General features: G+C 68.3%; 17 protein-coding genes. 3 read left to right on the forward strand and 14 right to left on the reverse strand.

Features of this window, described 5'->3' with window-relative positions:
* Positions 1 to 9 precede the first annotated feature (9 nt).
* The 8 genes from AC1VV3_RS11845 to AC1VV3_RS11880 are packed head-to-tail and all read right to left on the reverse strand — an operon-like array spanning position 10 to position 8,462.
* Positions 10 to 1,503, reverse strand: coding sequence for a hypothetical protein (locus AC1VV3_RS11845; RefSeq protein WP_482961845.1), 1,494 nt, complete (start codon positions 1,501 to 1,503; stop codon positions 10 to 12).
* A 48-nt stretch (positions 1,504 to 1,551) separates the two neighbouring features.
* Complete coding sequence (locus AC1VV3_RS11850; protein WP_465127919.1) at positions 1,552 to 1,977, reverse strand: hypothetical protein; 426 nt, start codon at positions 1,975 to 1,977, stop codon at positions 1,552 to 1,554.
* 2 nt (positions 1,978 to 1,979) lie between these two features.
* Positions 1,980 to 3,305, reverse strand: coding sequence for a FliI/YscN family ATPase (locus tag AC1VV3_RS11855; protein ID WP_482961846.1), 1,326 nt, complete (start codon positions 3,303 to 3,305; stop codon positions 1,980 to 1,982).
* A 16-nt stretch (positions 3,306 to 3,321) separates the two neighbouring features.
* A complete protein-coding gene (locus tag AC1VV3_RS11860) occupies positions 3,322 to 3,951 on the reverse strand; it encodes a FliH/SctL family protein (protein WP_482961847.1) in 630 nt (209 codons plus the stop codon).
* Positions 3,944 to 4,951, reverse strand: a complete 1,008-nt coding sequence (gene fliG / locus AC1VV3_RS11865) for a flagellar motor switch protein FliG (RefSeq protein WP_482961848.1) — start codon at positions 4,949 to 4,951, stop codon at positions 3,944 to 3,946. Before fliG ends, AC1VV3_RS11860 begins: the two co-directional genes overlap by 8 nt.
* Positions 4,951 to 6,732 carry a flagellar basal-body MS-ring/collar protein FliF gene (gene fliF, locus AC1VV3_RS11870; RefSeq protein WP_482961849.1) on the reverse strand — a complete coding sequence of 594 codons (1,782 nt, stop codon included), beginning with the start codon at positions 6,730 to 6,732 and terminating at the stop codon, positions 4,951 to 4,953. The genes fliG and fliF overlap by 1 nt, the downstream gene beginning before the upstream one ends.
* Before the next feature lie 6 nt (positions 6,733 to 6,738).
* A complete protein-coding gene (fliE, locus tag AC1VV3_RS11875) occupies positions 6,739 to 7,137 on the reverse strand; it encodes a flagellar hook-basal body complex protein FliE (protein ID WP_482961850.1) in 399 nt (132 codons plus the stop codon).
* A complete protein-coding gene (locus AC1VV3_RS11880) occupies positions 7,134 to 8,462 on the reverse strand; it encodes a sigma-54 interaction domain-containing protein (protein ID WP_134093914.1) in 1,329 nt (442 codons plus the stop codon). The genes fliE and AC1VV3_RS11880 overlap by 4 nt, the downstream gene beginning before the upstream one ends.
* Before the next feature lie 259 nt (positions 8,463 to 8,721).
* Between AC1VV3_RS11880 and AC1VV3_RS11885 the strand changes: the two genes are divergently transcribed.
* Both AC1VV3_RS11885 and AC1VV3_RS11890 read left to right on the forward strand, forming a co-directional pair.
* Entirely contained in the window at positions 8,722 to 9,546 is an 825-nt protein-coding gene (locus tag AC1VV3_RS11885) for a flagellin N-terminal helical domain-containing protein (RefSeq protein ID WP_132268270.1), read from the forward strand.
* Positions 9,547 to 9,718: 172 nt separating this feature from the next.
* Positions 9,719 to 10,408 (forward strand): DUF2490 domain-containing protein, encoded by a 690-nt coding sequence (locus AC1VV3_RS11890; RefSeq protein ID WP_314464183.1) that lies wholly within the window; start codon positions 9,719 to 9,721, stop codon positions 10,406 to 10,408.
* A gap of 128 nt (positions 10,409 to 10,536) precedes the next feature.
* On the opposite strand, the gene ahpF is transcribed toward AC1VV3_RS11890, so the two are convergent.
* The gene (gene ahpF, locus AC1VV3_RS11895; RefSeq protein ID WP_482961851.1) at positions 10,537 to 12,135 is read right to left on the reverse strand and encodes an alkyl hydroperoxide reductase subunit F; all 1,599 of its coding nucleotides are present in this window, start codon (positions 12,133 to 12,135) and stop codon (positions 10,537 to 10,539) included.
* Positions 12,136 to 12,282: 147 nt separating this feature from the next.
* Positions 12,283 to 12,849, reverse strand: a complete 567-nt coding sequence (gene ahpC / locus AC1VV3_RS11900) for an alkyl hydroperoxide reductase subunit C (protein WP_132268275.1) — start codon at positions 12,847 to 12,849, stop codon at positions 12,283 to 12,285.
* 198 nt (positions 12,850 to 13,047) lie between these two features.
* Here ahpC and AC1VV3_RS11905 point away from each other — a divergent pair, with 198 nt between their 5' ends.
* Complete coding sequence (locus tag AC1VV3_RS11905; RefSeq protein WP_132268277.1) at positions 13,048 to 13,422, forward strand: hypothetical protein; 375 nt, start codon at positions 13,048 to 13,050, stop codon at positions 13,420 to 13,422.
* Between the two features lie 74 nt (positions 13,423 to 13,496).
* Here AC1VV3_RS11905 and AC1VV3_RS11910 read toward each other — a convergent pair whose 3' ends face one another.
* The 4 genes from AC1VV3_RS11910 to flgK form a co-directional block, all read right to left on the reverse strand.
* Entirely contained in the window at positions 13,497 to 14,327 is an 831-nt protein-coding gene (locus AC1VV3_RS11910; RefSeq protein ID WP_482961852.1) for a flagellar motor protein MotB, read from the reverse strand.
* A 1-nt stretch (position 14,328) separates the two neighbouring features.
* A complete protein-coding gene (gene motA / locus AC1VV3_RS11915) occupies positions 14,329 to 15,192 on the reverse strand; it encodes a flagellar motor stator protein MotA (RefSeq protein ID WP_134093918.1) in 864 nt (287 codons plus the stop codon).
* A gap of 79 nt (positions 15,193 to 15,271) precedes the next feature.
* Positions 15,272 to 16,195, reverse strand: a complete 924-nt coding sequence (locus tag AC1VV3_RS11920) for a flagellin N-terminal helical domain-containing protein (RefSeq protein ID WP_132268281.1) — start codon at positions 16,193 to 16,195, stop codon at positions 15,272 to 15,274.
* 7 nt (positions 16,196 to 16,202) lie between these two features.
* Positions 16,203 to 17,540, reverse strand: coding sequence for a flagellar hook-associated protein FlgK (gene flgK / locus AC1VV3_RS11925; protein WP_132268283.1), 1,338 nt, complete (start codon positions 17,538 to 17,540; stop codon positions 16,203 to 16,205).

The following is a 17,540-nucleotide window of genomic DNA, read 5'->3' on the forward strand; positions in this document are numbered from 1 at the left end:
GGTGCCGGATCAGGCATAGATGCCGCTGCGGTCGCCATCGCGCGGCTCGGGCCGGGACGATCGATGGTGGTGTGCCTGCCGTTCGCGCGAGGAACCCTGCTGGCCGCTCGCGCCCTGACGCTCCCCTGCACCGCCGCGATCGGCGCCGGACGCCTGCTGACGCGGATCGGCGCCGCCGCCACTGGCGGCATTGCCCGAAGTTGCGGGCTGGTGTTGCCCGGCCGGTTGGCCGCTATCGCGCGGCGGGTCTCCGGCCGCTCCGTTCTGCGCGCCACCGGCAAGGGGGCCGGCAAGCGAGGCGGCCAGGGCGGCCTGAACCGAGCCGTTGAAGCCGGGCGAAGCGCTGGCCATGGTCACGGAGAGCCCTCTGTCCTCGTGGCGGAACTCCAGCGAGACCGGCCCGAACTGCGCATGGTTGAGAGCGGTGCGGACGAGATGCGGGCTGGCCGCCTCGCGCGCTTCGGACAGGCGGCCGACGAGCGTGGCAAAGTCCTGAGGCGCTTCCGTGGGTCGCGACGGACCTGGGCTGTCGATCGGGGCGGGGACAAGGGGCGATTGCAGGACGGGGGCAGGCATTTGCGACGATGGGAACGCGGCATCCTGCACCGCTGCAGCTAGCGCAGGGCGGGGGGCTTCCGGCGCGGAATCGCTCGGACCGGATGCGATCTCGGTCGATACCGCCGGCAACACCGGTGTCTCGGTGCCGCGCGAGGGGGCGCCTGCCATTCCGGTGAAAGGCGGGAGTGGCGGCGTTCCGGGGGGCTGCGCTTCCCGGCTTGCGGAGACGGCCAGGGGTTGAGCGTGAGCGGACGGTGTCGGGCTCGTTGTCACGGGTCTCTGCCCCGGAACGACCTCCAGCACTTCCGCTGCGACGATGGTGATCGGCGCCAGGGCAATGCTGGCGGTATCGAGGGCGGCAGGCGGCGTTGCGGCGGCCGGGGAGGAAGCCGGGGCGACAGCCGAGGGCAAGGGCATGCGGGGCTGCGGAAGCCTTGCCGCGATGATCGTCGCCTCGCCGCGCGGTGCGGCGGTGGCGGAGCCAGCGGCAGTCGAAGCCGGAACCGTCGTCGGCGGCATCGGCGGCGCGACAAGCGCTGCGGTCAGTTCGGTGAGGGTTGCGGGGAGCAACGGCGGCGCGGCCCGATCCTCGCTTTCGGCGGTGGTGCCATCCTTTGCGCCGGGTTCGGTGGCAGGGGGCTCTGCTTCGCCGTCCGGCAGGATCTTGCCGCCCGGTTTGCCGACATTGCCGCCCGGCAGGACGGTCCCGGCCACCCGCTTCACGGCCGCTTCGACCCCGGCCGCGATGCTGGCAACCATCCCCGACGCCGGTTCCACCGCAGCCACGAGGCTGCCCGCCGCGCCGAGCAGGGCGGCGAAGCCCCCCGTTTCAGCGGCCTTGGCGGAACTCGGCGCGCTTCCGGATAGGGCCGGGGCGACTGTCGGTGCCGATGCCGGGGCGCCGACTGGTGCCGGGCCAGATACCGGGCCGGAAAACTGGATCATGCCTTGCAGGTTCCTCGTATCGAGCGTTCGAAAAGATGGCGGGAATTGCTATTCAAGAGCCGTGCCAGATGGCTTGCGGCCGCCCAGGACCGGGGTTTCGCCGGCCTTGGCGATGGTTCGTTCCTGATGGGCTGCGCGGTCCTCGATGGCGGCGCGGCGGCGCTCGGCTTCGGCCAGGAGCAACTGCTTGGCATCGGCGATCGACTGCGCCCGCAAGGCGTCGCCCTCGGTCGTGCGGCGGATGGCCTGAAGCCCGCCGACGAAGCGCCCGACCTGGTGCAGCGCCGCCCCATCGGTCATTTCACGGCGGCCGCCGTAGTCGTCCGCCATGCGGCGGGTACGCTCGGACAAGTCGCGCAGTTTCGAAAGGGTGCTTTCGGCCTGCGCCGCTTCGATGGCGGCGGTCTGCTTGGCAATGGCGCGGATCTTTTCGAGGCGGCGCATTCGGACGAGGCGCTTGCGTTCTTCCTTCACGGTCAGCCTCCCAGCAGGGCCGCGAGCTGCGCGGCGCTGCGCCCCAGGTCGACGATGTCGCCCTGGGGCTGGCCGAGGAAGGCGGCCAGCCGCTCGTGCATGGCGATGGCGCGATCGAGCTGCGGGTCGGCGCCCGCGCGGTAGGCTCCCATCAGCACGAGGTCGCGATTGGCCTCGTAGCTCGCGGTCAGTGCGCGGAACTGGCGGGCAAGCTGCTGGTGTTCGGGCGGCACGATGTCGTTCATGACCCGGCTGAGCGAGGCGGCGATGTCCACCGCGGGATATTGCCCGCGCTGCGCCAGATCGCGCGAGAGGACGATGTGCCCATCAAGGATCGAGCGGGCGGTGTCGACCACCGGGTCGTCCTGGTTGTCGCCATCGGCGAGCACGGTGTAGAGCCCCGTGACCGATCCGCCCGAAGCTGCCGAATTGCCCGCCCGCTCCACCAGCTTGGTGATCGTGGCGAGGGCGGAGGGCGGGTATCCGCGCGCCGCTCCGGGCTCGCCAAGCAGGAGGCCGATCTCGCGCGCGGCATGGGCGACGCGGGTGAGGCTGTCCATGATGAGCAGCACGCGGCGGCCGCGCGCACGGAAGTGCTCGGCCATCGACGTGGCGAGCATGGCCCCGCGCAGGCGAAGATTGGGCGCGTGATCGGCGGGCACGGCCACCACCACCGTCTTGTCCTTCTTCGCGGCGCTCATGTGCCGCTCCACGAAGTCCGACACTTCGCGCGCGCGCTCGCCGATCAGGCCGACGATGACGATATCGGCCGAGGCGCCGCGCGCGATCATGTCGATCAGCACGGATTTGCCGACGCCCGATCCGGCCATCACGCCGATGCGCTGGCCGACGCCGAAGGTGGTGAGGGCATTGAGGGCGCGCACGCCGGTGTCGAAGGGCAGGCGCACCGGGCTGCGATCGAGCGCGGATGTCCGCACCCCGCCCGAGGGCCATTCCATGCGGCTGTGAATCGCGAAGCCCCCATCGATCGGCAGACCCTCGCCATCGACGGCGCGGCCGAGGAAGGCCTCTCCGACCGGGAGCAGGCCGGGCCGTCCTTCCGCCCAGACCCGCGCGCCGGGGCGCAGCAGGATCATGTCGCCCAGAAGCATCATCATCGTCCTGCCGTTGCGGAAGCCGATCACTTCGGCCGCCAGCGACTGGCCCGGTGCGTGCGACACGCGGCACATCGCGCCGACCGGCACGGAAAGCCCGCTGACTTCCAGCAGCCCGCCGTCGCAGGCGGCCACCAGCCCGAAGCGGCGCGGGCCGAGATCGAGCGGCCCGGCGGCAAGATCGGCAAGGATCGGTTCCCAGAGCTTCAGCATCGGCCGGCGGACCCTTTCAGCAGCGGTGCAAGGCCTCGGCAATCGCGCGGCGCCAGTTGGCGGGACCGTCCTCGACCCCGCCGGTCGCCGTCTCGATGCGGACAGTACCGCGTTCGAGCGAGGTGTCGGGCTGGACCTGCCACTCGGCGGAAAGCCGCGGCGAAACCAGTTTGAGATCTTCGGGGTGGAGGCGGATCAGCCGCTCGTCCTCGGCGCGGGAAAGCATCGAGACTGCCACGCCGACGCGCCGCAGCAGCGCTTCCGGCTCGATCGCAAGGGGCGCGACGGCCGCTTCGCAGAGCGCTGCCACGGTATCGCGCAGGCGCAGGCGGAGTTCTTCCTCCAGCACTTCGTCCAGGCGCGCAAAGGCGAGCGAAAGGCCATCCCGCGCGGCATCTTCGGCCTCCGTGCGCTGCTGCGCTTCCCGGGCGGCCTGCTCGTGACCCATGGCAAAGCCGTGGCTGAAGGCCTCTCCGACAGGATCCGCCGCCTCGACCGGGACCACCGTGGGCGGCGGCTCCGGCTCGGAAGGGCCGAGGTGCAAGGTGCCGCCGAAGCGCAAGTCGGGCTGGAAGCCGGCCGGCTGCGCAAGCGCGTCGATCAGCCGCTTGCCGGGGCGGCGGACGAAGAAGCCGAGGTCAGACATAGTCGTCGTCCCCCGAACCGAAGGCGATGGCGCCGTCAGCCGCCAGGCGGCGGGCTATGGCCACGACTTCCTTCTGCGCGGCGACGACATCGGTCAGGCGGGTGCGCCCGCGCGCGACGATCTCGTCCTTCACGCCGTCGGCGGCGCGGCTGGACATGGCGCGGAAGAAAAGCTCGCGCTCCTCCTCGCTCACGCCCTTGAGCGCGTCGATCAGCGTGTCGTTGGGGACGTCGCGCAGCAATGTGCCCATCGACTTGGCATCGAGTACGAAGAGGTGCTCGAACTTGAACATCTCCTCCTCGATGCGGCGGGCGAGGACCTTGTCGCGGCGGGTGAGTTCGCCCAGCACGCGCTTTTCGACGACTTTGCCGACGCCGTTGATGATTTCCGCCGCCTCGCGCGCGCCGCCGATGGCGAGCGGGCGCTGGCCGTGGCACTCGGCGATGCGGCGGGCCAGCAGCTCCTCCAGCATCAGGATCGCCTGCGGGGATACCGGTCCCAGGGTGGCGATGCGGTGGACGATCTCTGGCTGTTCCGGGGCGGGCAGCGCATGGAGCACGGCAGCGGCCACCTCGGGATCGAGCTGCACCAGCAGCACGGCGATCGCCTGCGGATGTTCGCCGCGCACCAGCGGCACCAGCGAATCCGGGGTCAGCCAGCGCGCCAGTTCGAGCGTGGAGTGCAGAGGCGCGGCGGGCAGGATGCGGCGCATCACGTTGTCCGCCTTCACTTCGCCCACCGCGCGCGTGATCATGCCGCGCACCTGGCCGACCCGGTCGTGCGCGACGAGACCGAGCGCCTCGGTCTTGGCGACGAAGCCGGCGATGGCCTCGGCGATCACCTCGGGGCCGATCTCCCCCAGCGCGCACATCTTTTCGCCAAGGCGGCGAAGTTCGTCCGGTTCGAGTTCGGAAAGGATGCGGCTGGTCTGGTCCTCGTCGAGCAGCATCATCATGATCGCTGCGCTGTCAGGCGCGCGCAGGGGGGCGGTCTCGCTCATCAGGCGGCCTTGGCCCGTGCCTTGTCGGAGGTGGTTTCCGAGGCGGGCTCGTTGATCATCTGGCGGAGCGCGGCCACGGCATTGTCCGGCCTTTCGGTGACCAGGCGCTGGGCCAGATTGACCTGTCGGGAGAGCAGATCGGCGCGGCGCAAGTCGATGTCGAGGCCGTCCGCGCCGGGAATCTCGGGTCGGAGCGGCAGGCTGCCGGCCGGTACCAGCGCTTCGAGGCTGCGTTCCGCGATGGGGCCGAGGGCGTCGGGCCCGTCCTCCGCCTCGCCGTCTTCGCCAGGCCTGCTGTTCTTGCGGCCCTTGCGCTTCTTCGGCACCGGCTTGTCGCCCCGCATGGCGCGGATCAGCGGGCGCACGCCCAGCAGCAGGACCATCAGCACCGCCAGCAAGGCCGCGCCGTTGCGCACCACCATCGCGAACCACGGCGCCTCGTAGAACGGTGTGGCGCTTTCGCCCACCGGCTCGAACTTGCGCATGACCACTTTCACCTGGTCGCCGCGCTGCGGGTCGGCGCCGACGGCGGCGCTGACCAGCGACTGGATATCCTGCACGTCCTGCGCCCGCGCGCCTTTCATGGCATCGGCCTTGATCGCCACAGCCACGGAGATGCGCTTGATGCCGCCCGGCCGGGTATTGGCCACCGAGACCTGCCGCCCCAGTTCGTATGTCCGGCTGGACGAGGTCTCGCCGTTGGTCGGTGGGGTGGCCGTAGGGCTGGGCTGGGTGCCCTGCGGCGGGCCGGGGCGCGCCTGCGTGGCGGGCGGGGGGGTGTTGGAGAGCACGCCGGGAACGCCCGCGGCAGGGGCGGAGCCGGTCGATTGCGACTGTTCCTGCGTTTCGCTGCGCACGGCGCCGTCCTTGTCGTAGCTTTCGCGCGCGGAAGTCACGTCGTCCATGTCGAGCGCGACTTGTGCCTCGGTGGTGAAGTTGTCAGGGCCGAGCACCGGCGCCAGCAGGCCCGAGACCTGTTCGCGGATCTTCGATTCCAGCCGCGATTGCAGGTCGATCCGGTCCGCTTCCGCGCCGCCGCCCTGCGAGAGCAACTGTCCGTGCTGGTCCACCACTTTCACCGCGTCCGGCGAAAGCCCCGGCACCGAACTGGCGACGAGGTTCACGATCGCGGAGACCTGGCTTGCGGAAAGCTGGCGGCCCGCCTTGAGCCGCACCATGACCGAGGCGGTCGGCGCCACGTTGTCGCGCACGAAGACCGACTTTTCACCCGCCGCCACATGGACGCGGACCGATTCCACCCCGTCGATCTCGCCGATGGTCAGTTGCAGGTCGTGCTCGCGGGCGGAGCGCAGGCGCTCGCCCTCCAGCGTGCGACTGGCGCCCATCGGCAGTTTGTCCAGCATCTGGTCGCCGCTTTCGGGAGCGGCCAGGGCGCCGTCCGAAGCGACCAGCATGCGGGCCTTGTAGAAATCGCCCTCGCCCACGGTGAGCGCGCCGGTCTGGTTGTCGATGCGGTAGCCGATCCCGGCCTGTTCGAGCGCGGCGGCAACGCCCGCCCGGTCGGAATCGTCCAGCTGTGCATAGAGCACGCGCTGCGGCGAGGGGGCGAGAGTCGCCCAGGCCAGCAAGGCGCCGCCGATCGCGGCCAGGCCGATGAAGGCGGGCAGCATTTTCTTCACGCCCGGCTGCGCGGTGAAGGTGCCGAGGCGGGTCAGCACCGATCCACCGGACCGATCGGTGAAGGGCGCGAAGAGGGAGCCGGTCGCGGGAAGCTGTGCGGTGCCGGCATAAGCCGCGGGGGCGGGAACGAGGTCGGCCATTTCGGATCAGACTCCCATCCGCATGATGTCCTGGTACGCGGACAGCAGCTTGTTGCGGACCTGCATGGTCGCCTCGAAGGCGACGCCGGCTTCCTGCCGCGCGAGCATGACTTTCGCCACGTCGGTCACTTCGCCTTTCTGGTAAGCGTCGGTCACGCCTTCGGCGCGGGCCTGCACGGCGTTGACGCCGTCCAGCGCGGACTTGAGCGTGTCGGCGAAACCCTGTCCGGCGGGTTGGACGTGCGGGCCGCCGACGGCATTAGCCGTTCCGCTGCCTTGTGCGGCGTGGATCTGCTGGAGCAGATCGCTGCGCTGGATGATCTGCTGGCGCATCGCCATGATCTGCTGGATGCCGCCCCCGCTGCCGGGCAGCGCAGCGCCGGAAAGCCCGGGGACCGTGCTCATCGCAGGCCTCCCACCGCGCCGCGCGGGGTGTTGGGGCCAAGGTCGATCCCGGCTTCGCGCAGCGAGGCGAGGCGGTAGCGCAAGGTCCGCTCGGAAATGCCGAGTTCACGGGCGGCGCGTACCCGGTTGCCGCCGCAGGCTTCCAGCGTTTCCACGATGGCGCGGGCCTCGGAGTTCTGGACGATGCTGGCGAGCTTGCGGTTGCCGTCGATGTCGAAGGGCTCGGCACCGGGCAGGGCGCCATGATGCAGCGCGGGCATGGCGGAAGGCAGCAGCCGGGCGGGGCTGTCGAAAGCGATGTGTTCGGGGGCGATCATGGTCTTTCCGTGGGCAAGGAGCATCGCGCGGCGGATGACGTTTTCCAGTTCGCGGACATTGCCGGGCCAGGAGTGGAGCTTGAGCATGGCGAGCGCCGCATCGTTCAGGCAGGGCACGCGCGCCGGGTCCGGGGCGTGGCGCAGGGCCATGGCGAAGGCCAGCGGGGCGATGTCATCCGGGCGCTCCCGCAAGGGCCGCAAGGTGAGGGGGAAGACGTTGAGCCGGTAGTAGAGGTCGGCGCGGAAACGGCCCTCGGCGACTTCGGTGGGCAGGTCGCGGTTGGCGCAGGCGATCACGCGCAAGTCCACCTTGATCGGCCGGGTCGCGCCGATCGGCACGACTTCCTGCTCCTGCAGCGCGCGCAGCAGCTTGGCCTGGAGCGGCAGCGGCAGTTCGGCGATCTCGTCGAGCAGCAGCGTGCCGCCGTCGGCCGCGCGCATGAAGCCTTCGCTGGCCTGGGTGGCGCCGGTGAAGGCGCCCTTCTGGTGGCCGAACAGCATGGCCTCCAGCATGGTTTCCGGCATGGCGGCGCAGTTGACGGCGATGAAGGGGCCGTCGCGGCGCGGGCTGCGGGCATGGATGAAGCGGCTGAGCACTTCCTTGCCGGTGCCGGTCGGCCCGTTGACAAGCACGGGAATGTCGCTGTTCGCCAGGCGGTCGGCCAGGGCGAAGACCGAAAGGCTCTCGGGATCGGCCGCGATCGGATCGTCCGGGCCGGCCATGGCCGCCAGCAGCATCGCCAGCGATGCCTCGCCGATGGGATCGGCATAGACGACATCGGTGAGGGCTGCGGTCTTGCGGGACAGGACCGGCTGGATACCGCGCGAGAGCCGCACCACGCGTTCGCGCGCGGGAGCGGCGACCGGGCCGGACCCAATCGTCTCGTCGGCCGCATCGCGCAGGGCGATCGCCGAACAGTCGAACAGCGATCCGGCAATGGCGGCAGCGCGATGGGCAAGCGGCCCGTGGCGCCGGTTGAATTCCGTGTCGAAAACCAGTTCGACCATGTTTCTCGTCCCCGTGGGATTAATGCATTGGCGGGGATCGATATGCGTGCGTAACGGCGAATCTTTGGGAAATTTAAGGCCCCGTAGCGACCCCTAGTGAAGGTAAATTTCGGCGCAGCTCCGTGGGTTTGCAGGGACGAGCCGTGCCGGATGCGGGCTTAAATTCGCCCCCGACCTGCCGGTCTTTGTCTCGACAGCCGCGCCGGATGGGCCGGCAGAGGCTGTTTCCTCATCGGGACACTCAACGGGAGCCACAACCATGTCTGTCATCAACACCAACATCAGCGCGATTCGCGCTTCGAATGCCTCGACCTCCGCCAACAAGATGCTCGGCACCGCCATGGAGCGCCTGTCGACCGGCAAGCGCATCAATTCGGCCAAGGACGATGCCGCGGGCCTCGCCATCTCCACTTCGATGACCGCGCAAGTCCGCGGCATGAGCCAGGGCATCCGCAACGCCAACGACGGCATCTCGCTGGCGCAGACCGCCGAAGGCGCGCTGTCGGAAGTGTCGAACATGCTTCAGCGCGTGCGCGAACTGGCGATCCAGTCGTCCTCGGGCACGTACCAGGACAGCGACCGCGATGCCATGCAGTCGGAAGTGACGGCGCTGACCAGCCAGATCGGCGACATCCTTTCCGACACCACTTTCAACGGCAACACGCTGTTCTCGACCACGTCGGGCACCGATGTCACGTTCGACATCCAGACCGGCGCCAATTCGGGCGAGACGATCACGCTGACCTCTTCCGCGATCAACGGCACCAATATCAATGCCTCGGCGCTGGACGTATCGAGCGACTCGGCCGCTTCGGACACGATCGATAACGTCGACCTTGCCCTTGCGGACGTGAACAAGACGCGCGCCTCGCTCGGCGCCGGGCAGAACCGCCTCGAATCGGCGGTCAACAACCTGACCAACAACGTCACCAACCTGTCCGACGCGAAGTCGCGCATCGAGGATGCCGACTATTCGACGGAAACCACGCAGATGGCCAAGGCGCAGATCCTCAGCCAGGCCTCGACCGCAATGATCGCGCAGGCCAACCAGAGCCAGCAGAACGTGCTGTCGCTGCTGCGCTAAGCACGCAGGACAAGCCGGCGGCCCTCAGCGGGCTCGCTGCAGGGCCCGGCGCAACCCCCACGCGCCGGGCCCGTTTGCGTGGGTGAGCCATCAGCGAACATGGCGGGGAAACGGCGCGGAAACAGGCGGTTCATAAAGACCCTGGTTCCCGTTCCCGAAACCCGGACCGATCATGCGCCGCTTTCTTGCCTGCTCCCTTGCCGTCGCTGTGTTCCCGGCGCTTGCCGCCCCTGCCGCGGCTGAAACGCGCGAGGACGAACAGGTCTGGGTCAACCTTACGGCAATGGGGCCGATTGCCGGCGACGTGGTCTATTTTGCCGAAGTTCAGCCGCGCATGGGCGACGGCGCTTCACGGCTGGACCAGCTTCTCCTGCGCGGCGCGATAGGGCTGAAACTGTCCCCGGCGGTCACGCTCTACCAGGGTTATGCCCATATCGTCGTGCCGGTGGATGGCGGCCGCGACGTGAACGAGGAGCGCAGCTTCCAGCAGTTGGGCTGGCTCATGGGTAAGCCCTGGGGCGGCGAACTCTCGTCGCGCACCCGTTTCGAACAGCGCTGGCGTTCGGACGGCGGCGACACGGGCTGGCGCCTGCGCGAGATGCTGCGTTACGAAAAGCCGCTGAAGCCGGGCACCAACACCGTGAACGCGCTGGTCTATGCCGAAGGGTTCCTGGCGCTAAACGACACCGACTGGGGCGCGCGCGGCGGGTTCGACCAGTTGCGCTCCTTCGTCGGCGTGGAACTCGGCGTGAAGGACGCGACGACCGTGGAGCTGGGCTATCTCAACCAGGTGATCGACCAGACTCGCGGACGGACGCGGGTCAACCACGTCGCTTCGGTCTCGCTGTTCTTCCGGCACTGAGCGGGCTTTCGCCGGGAAAGCGGACGGCTTGCCTATGTCGCAGCTCATCGCCCTGGCATAAGCGCATGACAAAACGGGCGGGAGTCTCGCGACCCCCGCCCGTTTTTTTGTTCTTCGCGGTGTTTCGGTCAGGCGGCCTGCGCCGCTTGCGCGATCTCTTCCGGCGCTTCGTTGCGGATCAGGTAGTCGAAGGCCGAGAGGGCTGCCTTCGAGCCTTCGCCCATGGCAATGATGATCTGCTTGTAAGGCACCGTGGTCACGTCGCCCGCCGCGAAGATGCCGGGCAGGTTGGTGGCCGCCTTGTCGTCGATCACGATCTCGCCGCGACCCGTAAGCTCCACGCCGGAGTCCTTGAGCCATTCGGTATTGGGCACCAGTCCGATCTGGACGAACACGCCTTCCAGCTCGACCTTGTGCTCCTGGCCGGTTTCGCGATCCTTGTAGACCAGGGCATTGACCTTATCGCCGTCGCCTTCGACCTCGGTGGTCTGGGCGCTGGTGAGGATCACCACGTTCTTCATCGACTTCAGCTTGTCGACCAGGACCTGGTCGGCGCGCAGTTGCGAGTCGAATTCGATCAGGGTGACATGGCCGACGATGTTGGCCAGGTCGATCGCGGCTTCCACGCCGGAGTTGCCGCCGCCGATCACCGCCACGCGCTTGCCCTTGAACAGCGGGCCGTCGCAGTGCGGGCAATAGGCCACGCCCTTGTTCTTGTACTCGGCTTCGCCCGGAACGCCCAGGTTGCGCCAGCGGGCACCGGTGGTCAGCACCAGCGAACGGGCCTTGAGCGAGGCGCCGTTGGCGAAGACCACTTCGTGATAGCCGCCGAGTTCCCTGGCCGGGATCAGCTTTTCGGCGCGCTGCAGGTTCATTACGTCGATATCGTATTCAGCAACGTGCGATTCCAGCGCGGCGGCCAGCTTGGGACCTTCGGTATAGGGAACCGAGATGAAGTTCTCGATACCCATGGTGTCCTGCACCTGGCCGCCGAAGCGTTCGGCGACCACGCCGGTCGAGAAACCCTTGCGCGCGGTGTAGATCGCGGCCGAGGCCCCGGCGGGGCCGCCGCCGACCACGAGCACTTCGAAAGGCTTCTTGCCCGCCAGCATGGCGGCGGCCTTGGCATCGGCGCCGGTGTCGAGCTTGGCGAGGATTTCCTCGATGCTCATCTTGCCCGAACCCCACATCTTGCCGTTCAGGAAGACGGCGGGGACCGCCATGACGCCGCGCTCGTCGACTTCCGCCTGGAACGTGCCGCCCTCGATCAGGGTGGCGTTCACATGCGGGTTGTTGAGCGCGAGCAGGGTCAGTGCCTGCACCACGTCGGGGCAGTTGTGGCAGGAGAGCGAGAAATACATCTCGAACTCGTGCTCGCCCTCGATGGCGCGGGCGATTTCGAGTGCCTCGTCGGAAACCTTGGGCGGATGGCCGCCGGCCCAGAGCAGGGCGAGGACCAGCGAGGTGAATTCATGGCCGAGCGGCAGACCGGCGAAGCGCACCCAGGCGCCTGCGTCGTTCGCGCGGCGGATGATGAAACTGGGGCGGCGCTTGTCGTCGCCGTCGAACGTGGCGGTGACCTTGTCCGAGAGCGAGGCGATCACGGTCAGCAGCTCGCGGGTATCGGTGGACTTTGCGTCATCGCCAAGGGAGGCGACGAGCTCGATCGGCTCGCGCAGCATGCCGAGATATTGCGAGAGCTGTTGCTTCAGGTTGGCGTCGAGCATGGTCTTTGCGTCCTTTGGAAATGCGTTGGGAAAAAGGGGCGGCCGGGGCTTCGGTTCCGCGTGGCCGCGCCGTGAGGGCGCGGCACCGGGAGAGGGAAGCCCCGGGCCGCGCACCTTCACGCGACCCTAAGGGTGTCGCGGATAGTCTTAGAGCTTGCCGACGAGGTCGAGCGAGGGAGCAAGCGTTTCAGCGCCTTCTTCCCACTTGGCCGGGCAGACCTGGCCGGGGTGCTCGCGCCAGTACTTGGCGGCCTTGATCTTGCGGACGAGTTCGACCGCGTTGCGGCCCACGCCCTCGGGGGTGATTTCGACCAGCTGGATCACGCCGTCCGGATCGACCACGAAGGTGGCGCGGTCGGCCAGGCCAACGCCTTCGCGCAGCACGCCGAAGTTGTTGGTCAGGGCGTGGTTCTGGTCACCGAGGAACGCGTACTTGATCTTACCGATCTTGTCCGAGGTGTCGTGCCAGGCCTTGTGGCTGAAGTGCGTGTCGGTCGAAACGCCGAAGACTTCGACGCCAAGGCCCTGAAGGGTTTCGTACTGCTCGCCGAGGTCTTCCAGCTCGGTGGGGCAGACGAAGGTGAAGTCAGCGGGGTAGAAGAAGAACACGGCCCACTTGCCGGCGATGTCTGCTTCGGTGACGTCGAAGAAGTCCTTGCCTGCCTGGAAAGCGGTGTTCTTGAACGGCTTGATCTGGCTGCCGACGATACCCATGGATATGATCTCCCTCGATTGGGTGTTGAAGTTCGAGGAGGGAGATAGGGCCCTCGTGTGACGATGTGTAGGGCGTTGATCCGATTGGCTTGATCGGATTGACCGATCAGTGGCGGTGGACTGAACGTTTCTGTCGATAAAACGCGCACAGTGCCGAAATCTCGTGCGACCGGGCGGCAGATCGGGCAACAGCGGCCCATGAAAACGATACGACTTGCGCTGCTGCTGGCGGCCTGCGCGTCGCTCGCGGGATGTGACGGCTGGCCGACCTCGCTGGACAATCGCGCCTCCGGCAACCTGACGTTCCGCTATCATCACCGCCTTTACGACCAGTGGTCGGGCTGGGCGCCGGTGCTTCGGGGAAATGCCGTGCTGCTCGCCCGCGAGCACCGCATGCGCGACATTTCCGGGCTGGAGATCACTCAAGGCGGGCTGACCTATCGCTACGGCACCCGTGCCCTTGCGCCGGTGCACGGCCTCTGCGCCGGAAGTTCGAGCTGCGCGCTGGTCTATCGCGGCGCCGGCCGGCTGGAGGCGCGCACCGCGCCGCTACCCGACGCGCAGATGCGCTAGGGCGCTCTGCGCTTCGGCCCTCGCTTCTGCGCTACGCTTCGGCAGGCTTCGACCTCCATCCGGTTCCGAACCCGTCAATCCGCCAGCGTGATGGAAATGCGCCGGTTTCTGGGATCGTGCGGGTCGGCGGGGATCAGCAGTTCGGTATCGGCCACGCCCTCGATCCGTTTGAACCGCGCGCTTTCCACGCCGTCGCGGATCAGTTGCTGGCGGGTGGTCTCGGCGCGGCCGGCCGAGAGCGACCAGTTGTTGCCCGGAATGCCCTGCCTGTAGGGCAAGGCGTCAGTATGGCCCCGGATCGTCAGCGCGCCCCGATCCGGCCCGATGGCCTCGGCAATGGCCGACAGCAGCTCGCCGGCCTGGGGCGTCAGGATCGTGGTGCCCAGCCGGAACATCGAGAAATCGGCATCGTCCACCATGTCGATCCGCACGCCCTGGGTGGTGTCCACCATGCGGACCTGCCGGGCGAGGCGGCGCAGGCGCTCGGAGGAGGCGAGCTTTTTCTGCAGGGCCTCCTTCGCCCGCGCGGTGCGCTTGACCTTGGAGCCGCCCTCCTTGGGGCCGCCGGTAGCATCGCGCGGGATGGTGAGGGTCTTGGTGCCGGTCTGCCCCGACTTGAAGGGATAGTTGTCGACTTCGGTGAGCGACCCGCCGCCCAGCACCCCGCGGCCCGAACCGGCGCTGCCCTGCTTGGTCTTGACGAGCGTGGGCGTGAAATAGTCGGCAATGCCGCGCCGCTGCTTCTCGGTGGTGGCGCCCAGGATCCAGAGCAGCAGGAAGAACGCCATCATCGCCGTCACGAAATCGGCATAGGCTACCTTCCAGGCGCCGCCGTGGTGGCCGGCGGCGACCATTGTGATCTTCTTGACGATGATCGGGCGGGGCGGCTCCGGCTTCTTGGCCATGTCAGCGCCCCCTCATCGCATCGAGCAGTTCGGCAAGCCCGGGGCGGAAGGCATGGCCCAGGCCGGAGCGGGCCGATTCCACCACCAGCGGCTGCGGCCAGCCGTGAAGCGAGGCGATAATCACCTGCTTCACCGCCTGGAAGATCTGCTCGTCCTGCTCCAGCACCTGCTTCAGCCGCCCGGCCAGCGGCGCGACGATGCCATAGGCCAGGAGCACGCCCATGAACGTCCCGACCAGCGCGGAACCGATCATCGCGCCCAGGATCGAGGGCGGCTTGTCGATCGAGCCCATGGTCTTCACCACGCCGAGCACGGCCGCGACGATACCCAGCGCCGGCAGTGCATCGGCAAGGCCCTGAAGCGCATGTTGCGGCTCGTGAATCTCGTGGAAATGAGTCTTCATGGCATTGTCCATCACGTCCTCCACCGCGTGCACTTCCAGCGTGCCGGACGAAACGACGATCAGTGTCAGCGTGTCGCAGATCAGGTGGACGAGCGGATCGTTTGCCAGAAGGCGCGGAAATTCGGCGAAGAGGGAGGAGGCCTTGGGGTCGTTGACATGGCTTTCCAGCGCCACGGGGCCTTCGGAACGCAGGATCTTCATCAGCCGGGTGGTGAGGATGATCGCGTCGATATGGTCCTGCCGGTTATGGCGCGGGCCCTTGAACACTTTCTTCAGCCCGCCGCCGAGGCCCTTGATCTCGTGCATCGAATTGCCGGTGACGATCGCCCCGACCGCCGCGCCGCCGATGATGAGCATCTCGTGCGGAATGGCCTCCATCACCGGACCGAGCGCGCCGCCGGTGATCGCGAAGCCGCCGAAGACCATCACCAGCAGAATGACGACGCCGATGATCACGAACATCTGGATAGTCCCCCGTATGTCAGGCGGTCCCCGCGGCGCGCGGGTGACGCGGCCCGGGAACCTTGCGTGCCAGGCGTTCTCAGCCGAGCTGGTCGAAGAGGTTCAGCGACGCGAGCCGGGTGAAGCTGGCCTGGCTGGCCTCCAGCACGGTCATCGTTTCCTGCAGCTGGGCGAGGGTGGTCGCCAGGTCCGTGCCGCCCAGATCGGTCTCTTCCGAGGCGCGCAGTTCCGACAGGTTGACGCGGCGGTCGTCGGTCACCTCGATCCATGCCAGCCGGGTGCCGATCACGGTCTGGCCGGTGGAAAGGGTGTCCAGCCCGGTCTTGAGGTCTGCCAGGGCACTGCCCGCCGCACCGGCCGGGTCGGTGGAGGCGCCCTGCAGTGCTTCCGCGAGCGTTTTGACCACCGCCATCAGGTCGGTGGCGCTGCCGTCGGCCGCATTGAACGACAGGAAGGCGGGGCCGGTCATCGAGCGGGTGACGCTCTGCCCGTTGCCCAGCGGCAGTTCGGCCGAGCCGGGCGTGCCGACGTAGACGGCCTTGCCCGTGGCATCGAGCGAATAGGCGTCTCCCGCGCTTTCGCCGCCGAACAGGGCATGGCCGTTCGAATCCCGTGCATTCGCCAGGGAAACGAGGTTGCCGAAGATCTGGTCCAGCTCCTGCCCGATCGAGGCACGCTGGGTATCGGTAAGCGTGGCGTTCGATGCCTCGGTGGCCAGTTCCTGCGCGCGTATCAGGGCGTCCGCCATGTCGGTCATCGCCGAATCGGCCAGCGAGAGATCGGCGTTGGCGCGGTTGGCATTGGTCTGGTCGATGCCCGAGAGCTTCTCCTGCCGCGCCAGGGCGCGCAGGCGGGAGGCGGCTACGGGATTGTCCGAGGAGCGCTCCAGCTTGCTGCCGCTCGACATCTGCGACTGGTAGGTCTCGGCCTGCGTGCGCAAGTCCTTCATGTCGCGGCGGGCGCGTTCGAAGAAGGCGCTGGTGCTGGTGGATACGATCGACATTGCGTGATTACCTGATGGCGAGGATGGAATCGAAGATATCGGCGGCGACCTGCATGACCCGGCCCGAAGCCTGGTAGGCCTGCTGGAAACGGGTGAGGTTGATCGCTTCCTCGTCGAGGTCGACGCCGGCCTGGGCCTGGAGCGCGACTTTGGCGGTGCCGGCGATGGATTCGAGCGCGTCGCGGGTGACGGTGCGTCCGGCCACGGCGCTGGAGATGCCGAACAGCAGGGTGTCCATCGCCCCGGCCGGATCGGCACTGTCCAGCGCGCCGCGCATGGCGACGAGATTGGCGGCGTCGCGGCTGTTGGCACCCGATCCGGCGGGAGCGGTGGCGATCTGGCTGCCGCTGGCGAGGGCGACTTTCATGTCGGCGGCGCCGCTGCCCGCGAAGATCGGCTGCCCGTTCGCGCCGGCGAGATCGGCCCCGCCGGCCTGCGCCGCGTTCATCGTCGCGATTACCCCCGAGGCGATGGCGTCAAGCTGCTGGCGCACGCCCGAAAGTTCGGTGAGCGCCTGTCCCTTGCCCGCCAGCGCGCCCGAGGACAGCGTCGCGGCGGCGCTGCCGAGCATGAAGGACATCGTGCCGTCGCCCGCGGTGGCCATCGTCATGGCCGCGGCGTTGCCGCCGCTCACCAGGCTGGGGCCGCCGGATCCTCCGATCCGCACTTGCACAGTGCCGTCCGAGGCGAAGCTGGTGGCGATGTCGACTTGTCCGCTCAGCGTTTCCAGCAGCGAATCGCGCTGGTCGAGCAGGCTGGTCCGGTCGCTCGACGCGTCGGAGGCGCGGGCGAGCCGCAAGTTGACGCGGGCGAGTTCCCGGGCCGTGGTGTTGACCGAATCGACGCCGTCCTGCGCCTCGAAGCGAAGCCCTTCGCCCACCGCGTCCAGGCTGGAGGCGGCGGTGTTGAAGGTCTGCGCCAGCGTACGGCCCTGCTCCAGCGCCGCGGCGCGCAGCGACCCGTCAGTGGGATCCGAAAGGAGCTGCTTGAGGGAGGCTTCGAAGCCGACGATGGCATCGTAGACGCCGGTCTGCTCCACGGCGCTTTCGATGTTTTCCAGTCCCTGCACTTCGGCGCCGGCCCGCGCCGCGTCGGAACCGGTGCGGCGCACTTCCGACTGGCGGAACATGTCCGCATTGCGCACGATCCCGCTGACGCGCACGCCCGCAAGGTTGATCGCGCCGGGCGAGGAGGCGACCGAATTGACCGCCAGTTCCGACAGCGAGACGCTGCGCCGGACATAGCCTTCGGACGAAGCATTGGCGATGTTCTGCGCCGTTACGTCCAGCGCGGCGCGGGCGGCGCGCGTGCCGGAGCGGGCAATGGTGATGAGATCGGCGGCCAT

It is taken from the genome of Novosphingobium sp. BL-S-34 (assembly GCF_056857015.1).

Coding starts and splice junctions, on each gene's coding strand:
- AC1VV3_RS11845 (WP_482961845.1), bottom strand. CDS start 1,503: ATGATCCAGTTTTCCGGCCCGGTATCTGGCCCGGCACCAGTCGGCGCC.
- AC1VV3_RS11855 (WP_482961846.1), bottom strand. CDS start 3,305: ATGCTGAAGCTCTGGGAACCGATCCTTGCCGATCTTGCCGCCGGGCCG.
- AC1VV3_RS11860 (WP_482961847.1), bottom strand. CDS start 3,951: ATGTCTGACCTCGGCTTCTTCGTCCGCCGCCCCGGCAAGCGGCTGATC.
- fliG (WP_482961848.1), bottom strand. CDS start 4,951: ATGAGCGAGACCGCCCCCCTGCGCGCGCCTGACAGCGCAGCGATCATG.
- fliF (WP_482961849.1), bottom strand. CDS start 6,732: ATGGCCGACCTCGTTCCCGCCCCCGCGGCTTATGCCGGCACCGCACAG.
- fliE (WP_482961850.1), bottom strand. CDS start 7,137: ATGAGCACGGTCCCCGGGCTTTCCGGCGCTGCGCTGCCCGGCAGCGGG.
- AC1VV3_RS11880 (WP_134093914.1), bottom strand. CDS start 8,462: ATGGTCGAACTGGTTTTCGACACGGAATTCAACCGGCGCCACGGGCCG.
- AC1VV3_RS11885 (WP_132268270.1), top strand. CDS start 8,722: ATGTCTGTCATCAACACCAACATCAGCGCGATTCGCGCTTCGAATGCC.
- AC1VV3_RS11890 (WP_314464183.1), top strand. CDS start 9,719: ATGCGCCGCTTTCTTGCCTGCTCCCTTGCCGTCGCTGTGTTCCCGGCG.
- ahpF (WP_482961851.1), bottom strand. CDS start 12,135: ATGCTCGACGCCAACCTGAAGCAACAGCTCTCGCAATATCTCGGCATG.
- ahpC (WP_132268275.1), bottom strand. CDS start 12,849: ATGGGTATCGTCGGCAGCCAGATCAAGCCGTTCAAGAACACCGCTTTC.
- AC1VV3_RS11905 (WP_132268277.1), top strand. CDS start 13,048: ATGAAAACGATACGACTTGCGCTGCTGCTGGCGGCCTGCGCGTCGCTC.
- AC1VV3_RS11910 (WP_482961852.1), bottom strand. CDS start 14,327: ATGGCCAAGAAGCCGGAGCCGCCCCGCCCGATCATCGTCAAGAAGATC.
- motA (WP_134093918.1), bottom strand. CDS start 15,192: ATGTTCGTGATCATCGGCGTCGTCATTCTGCTGGTGATGGTCTTCGGC.
- AC1VV3_RS11920 (WP_132268281.1), bottom strand. CDS start 16,195: ATGTCGATCGTATCCACCAGCACCAGCGCCTTCTTCGAACGCGCCCGC.
- flgK (WP_132268283.1), bottom strand. CDS start 17,540: ATGGCCGCCGATCTCATCACCATTGCCCGCTCCGGCACGCGCGCCGCC.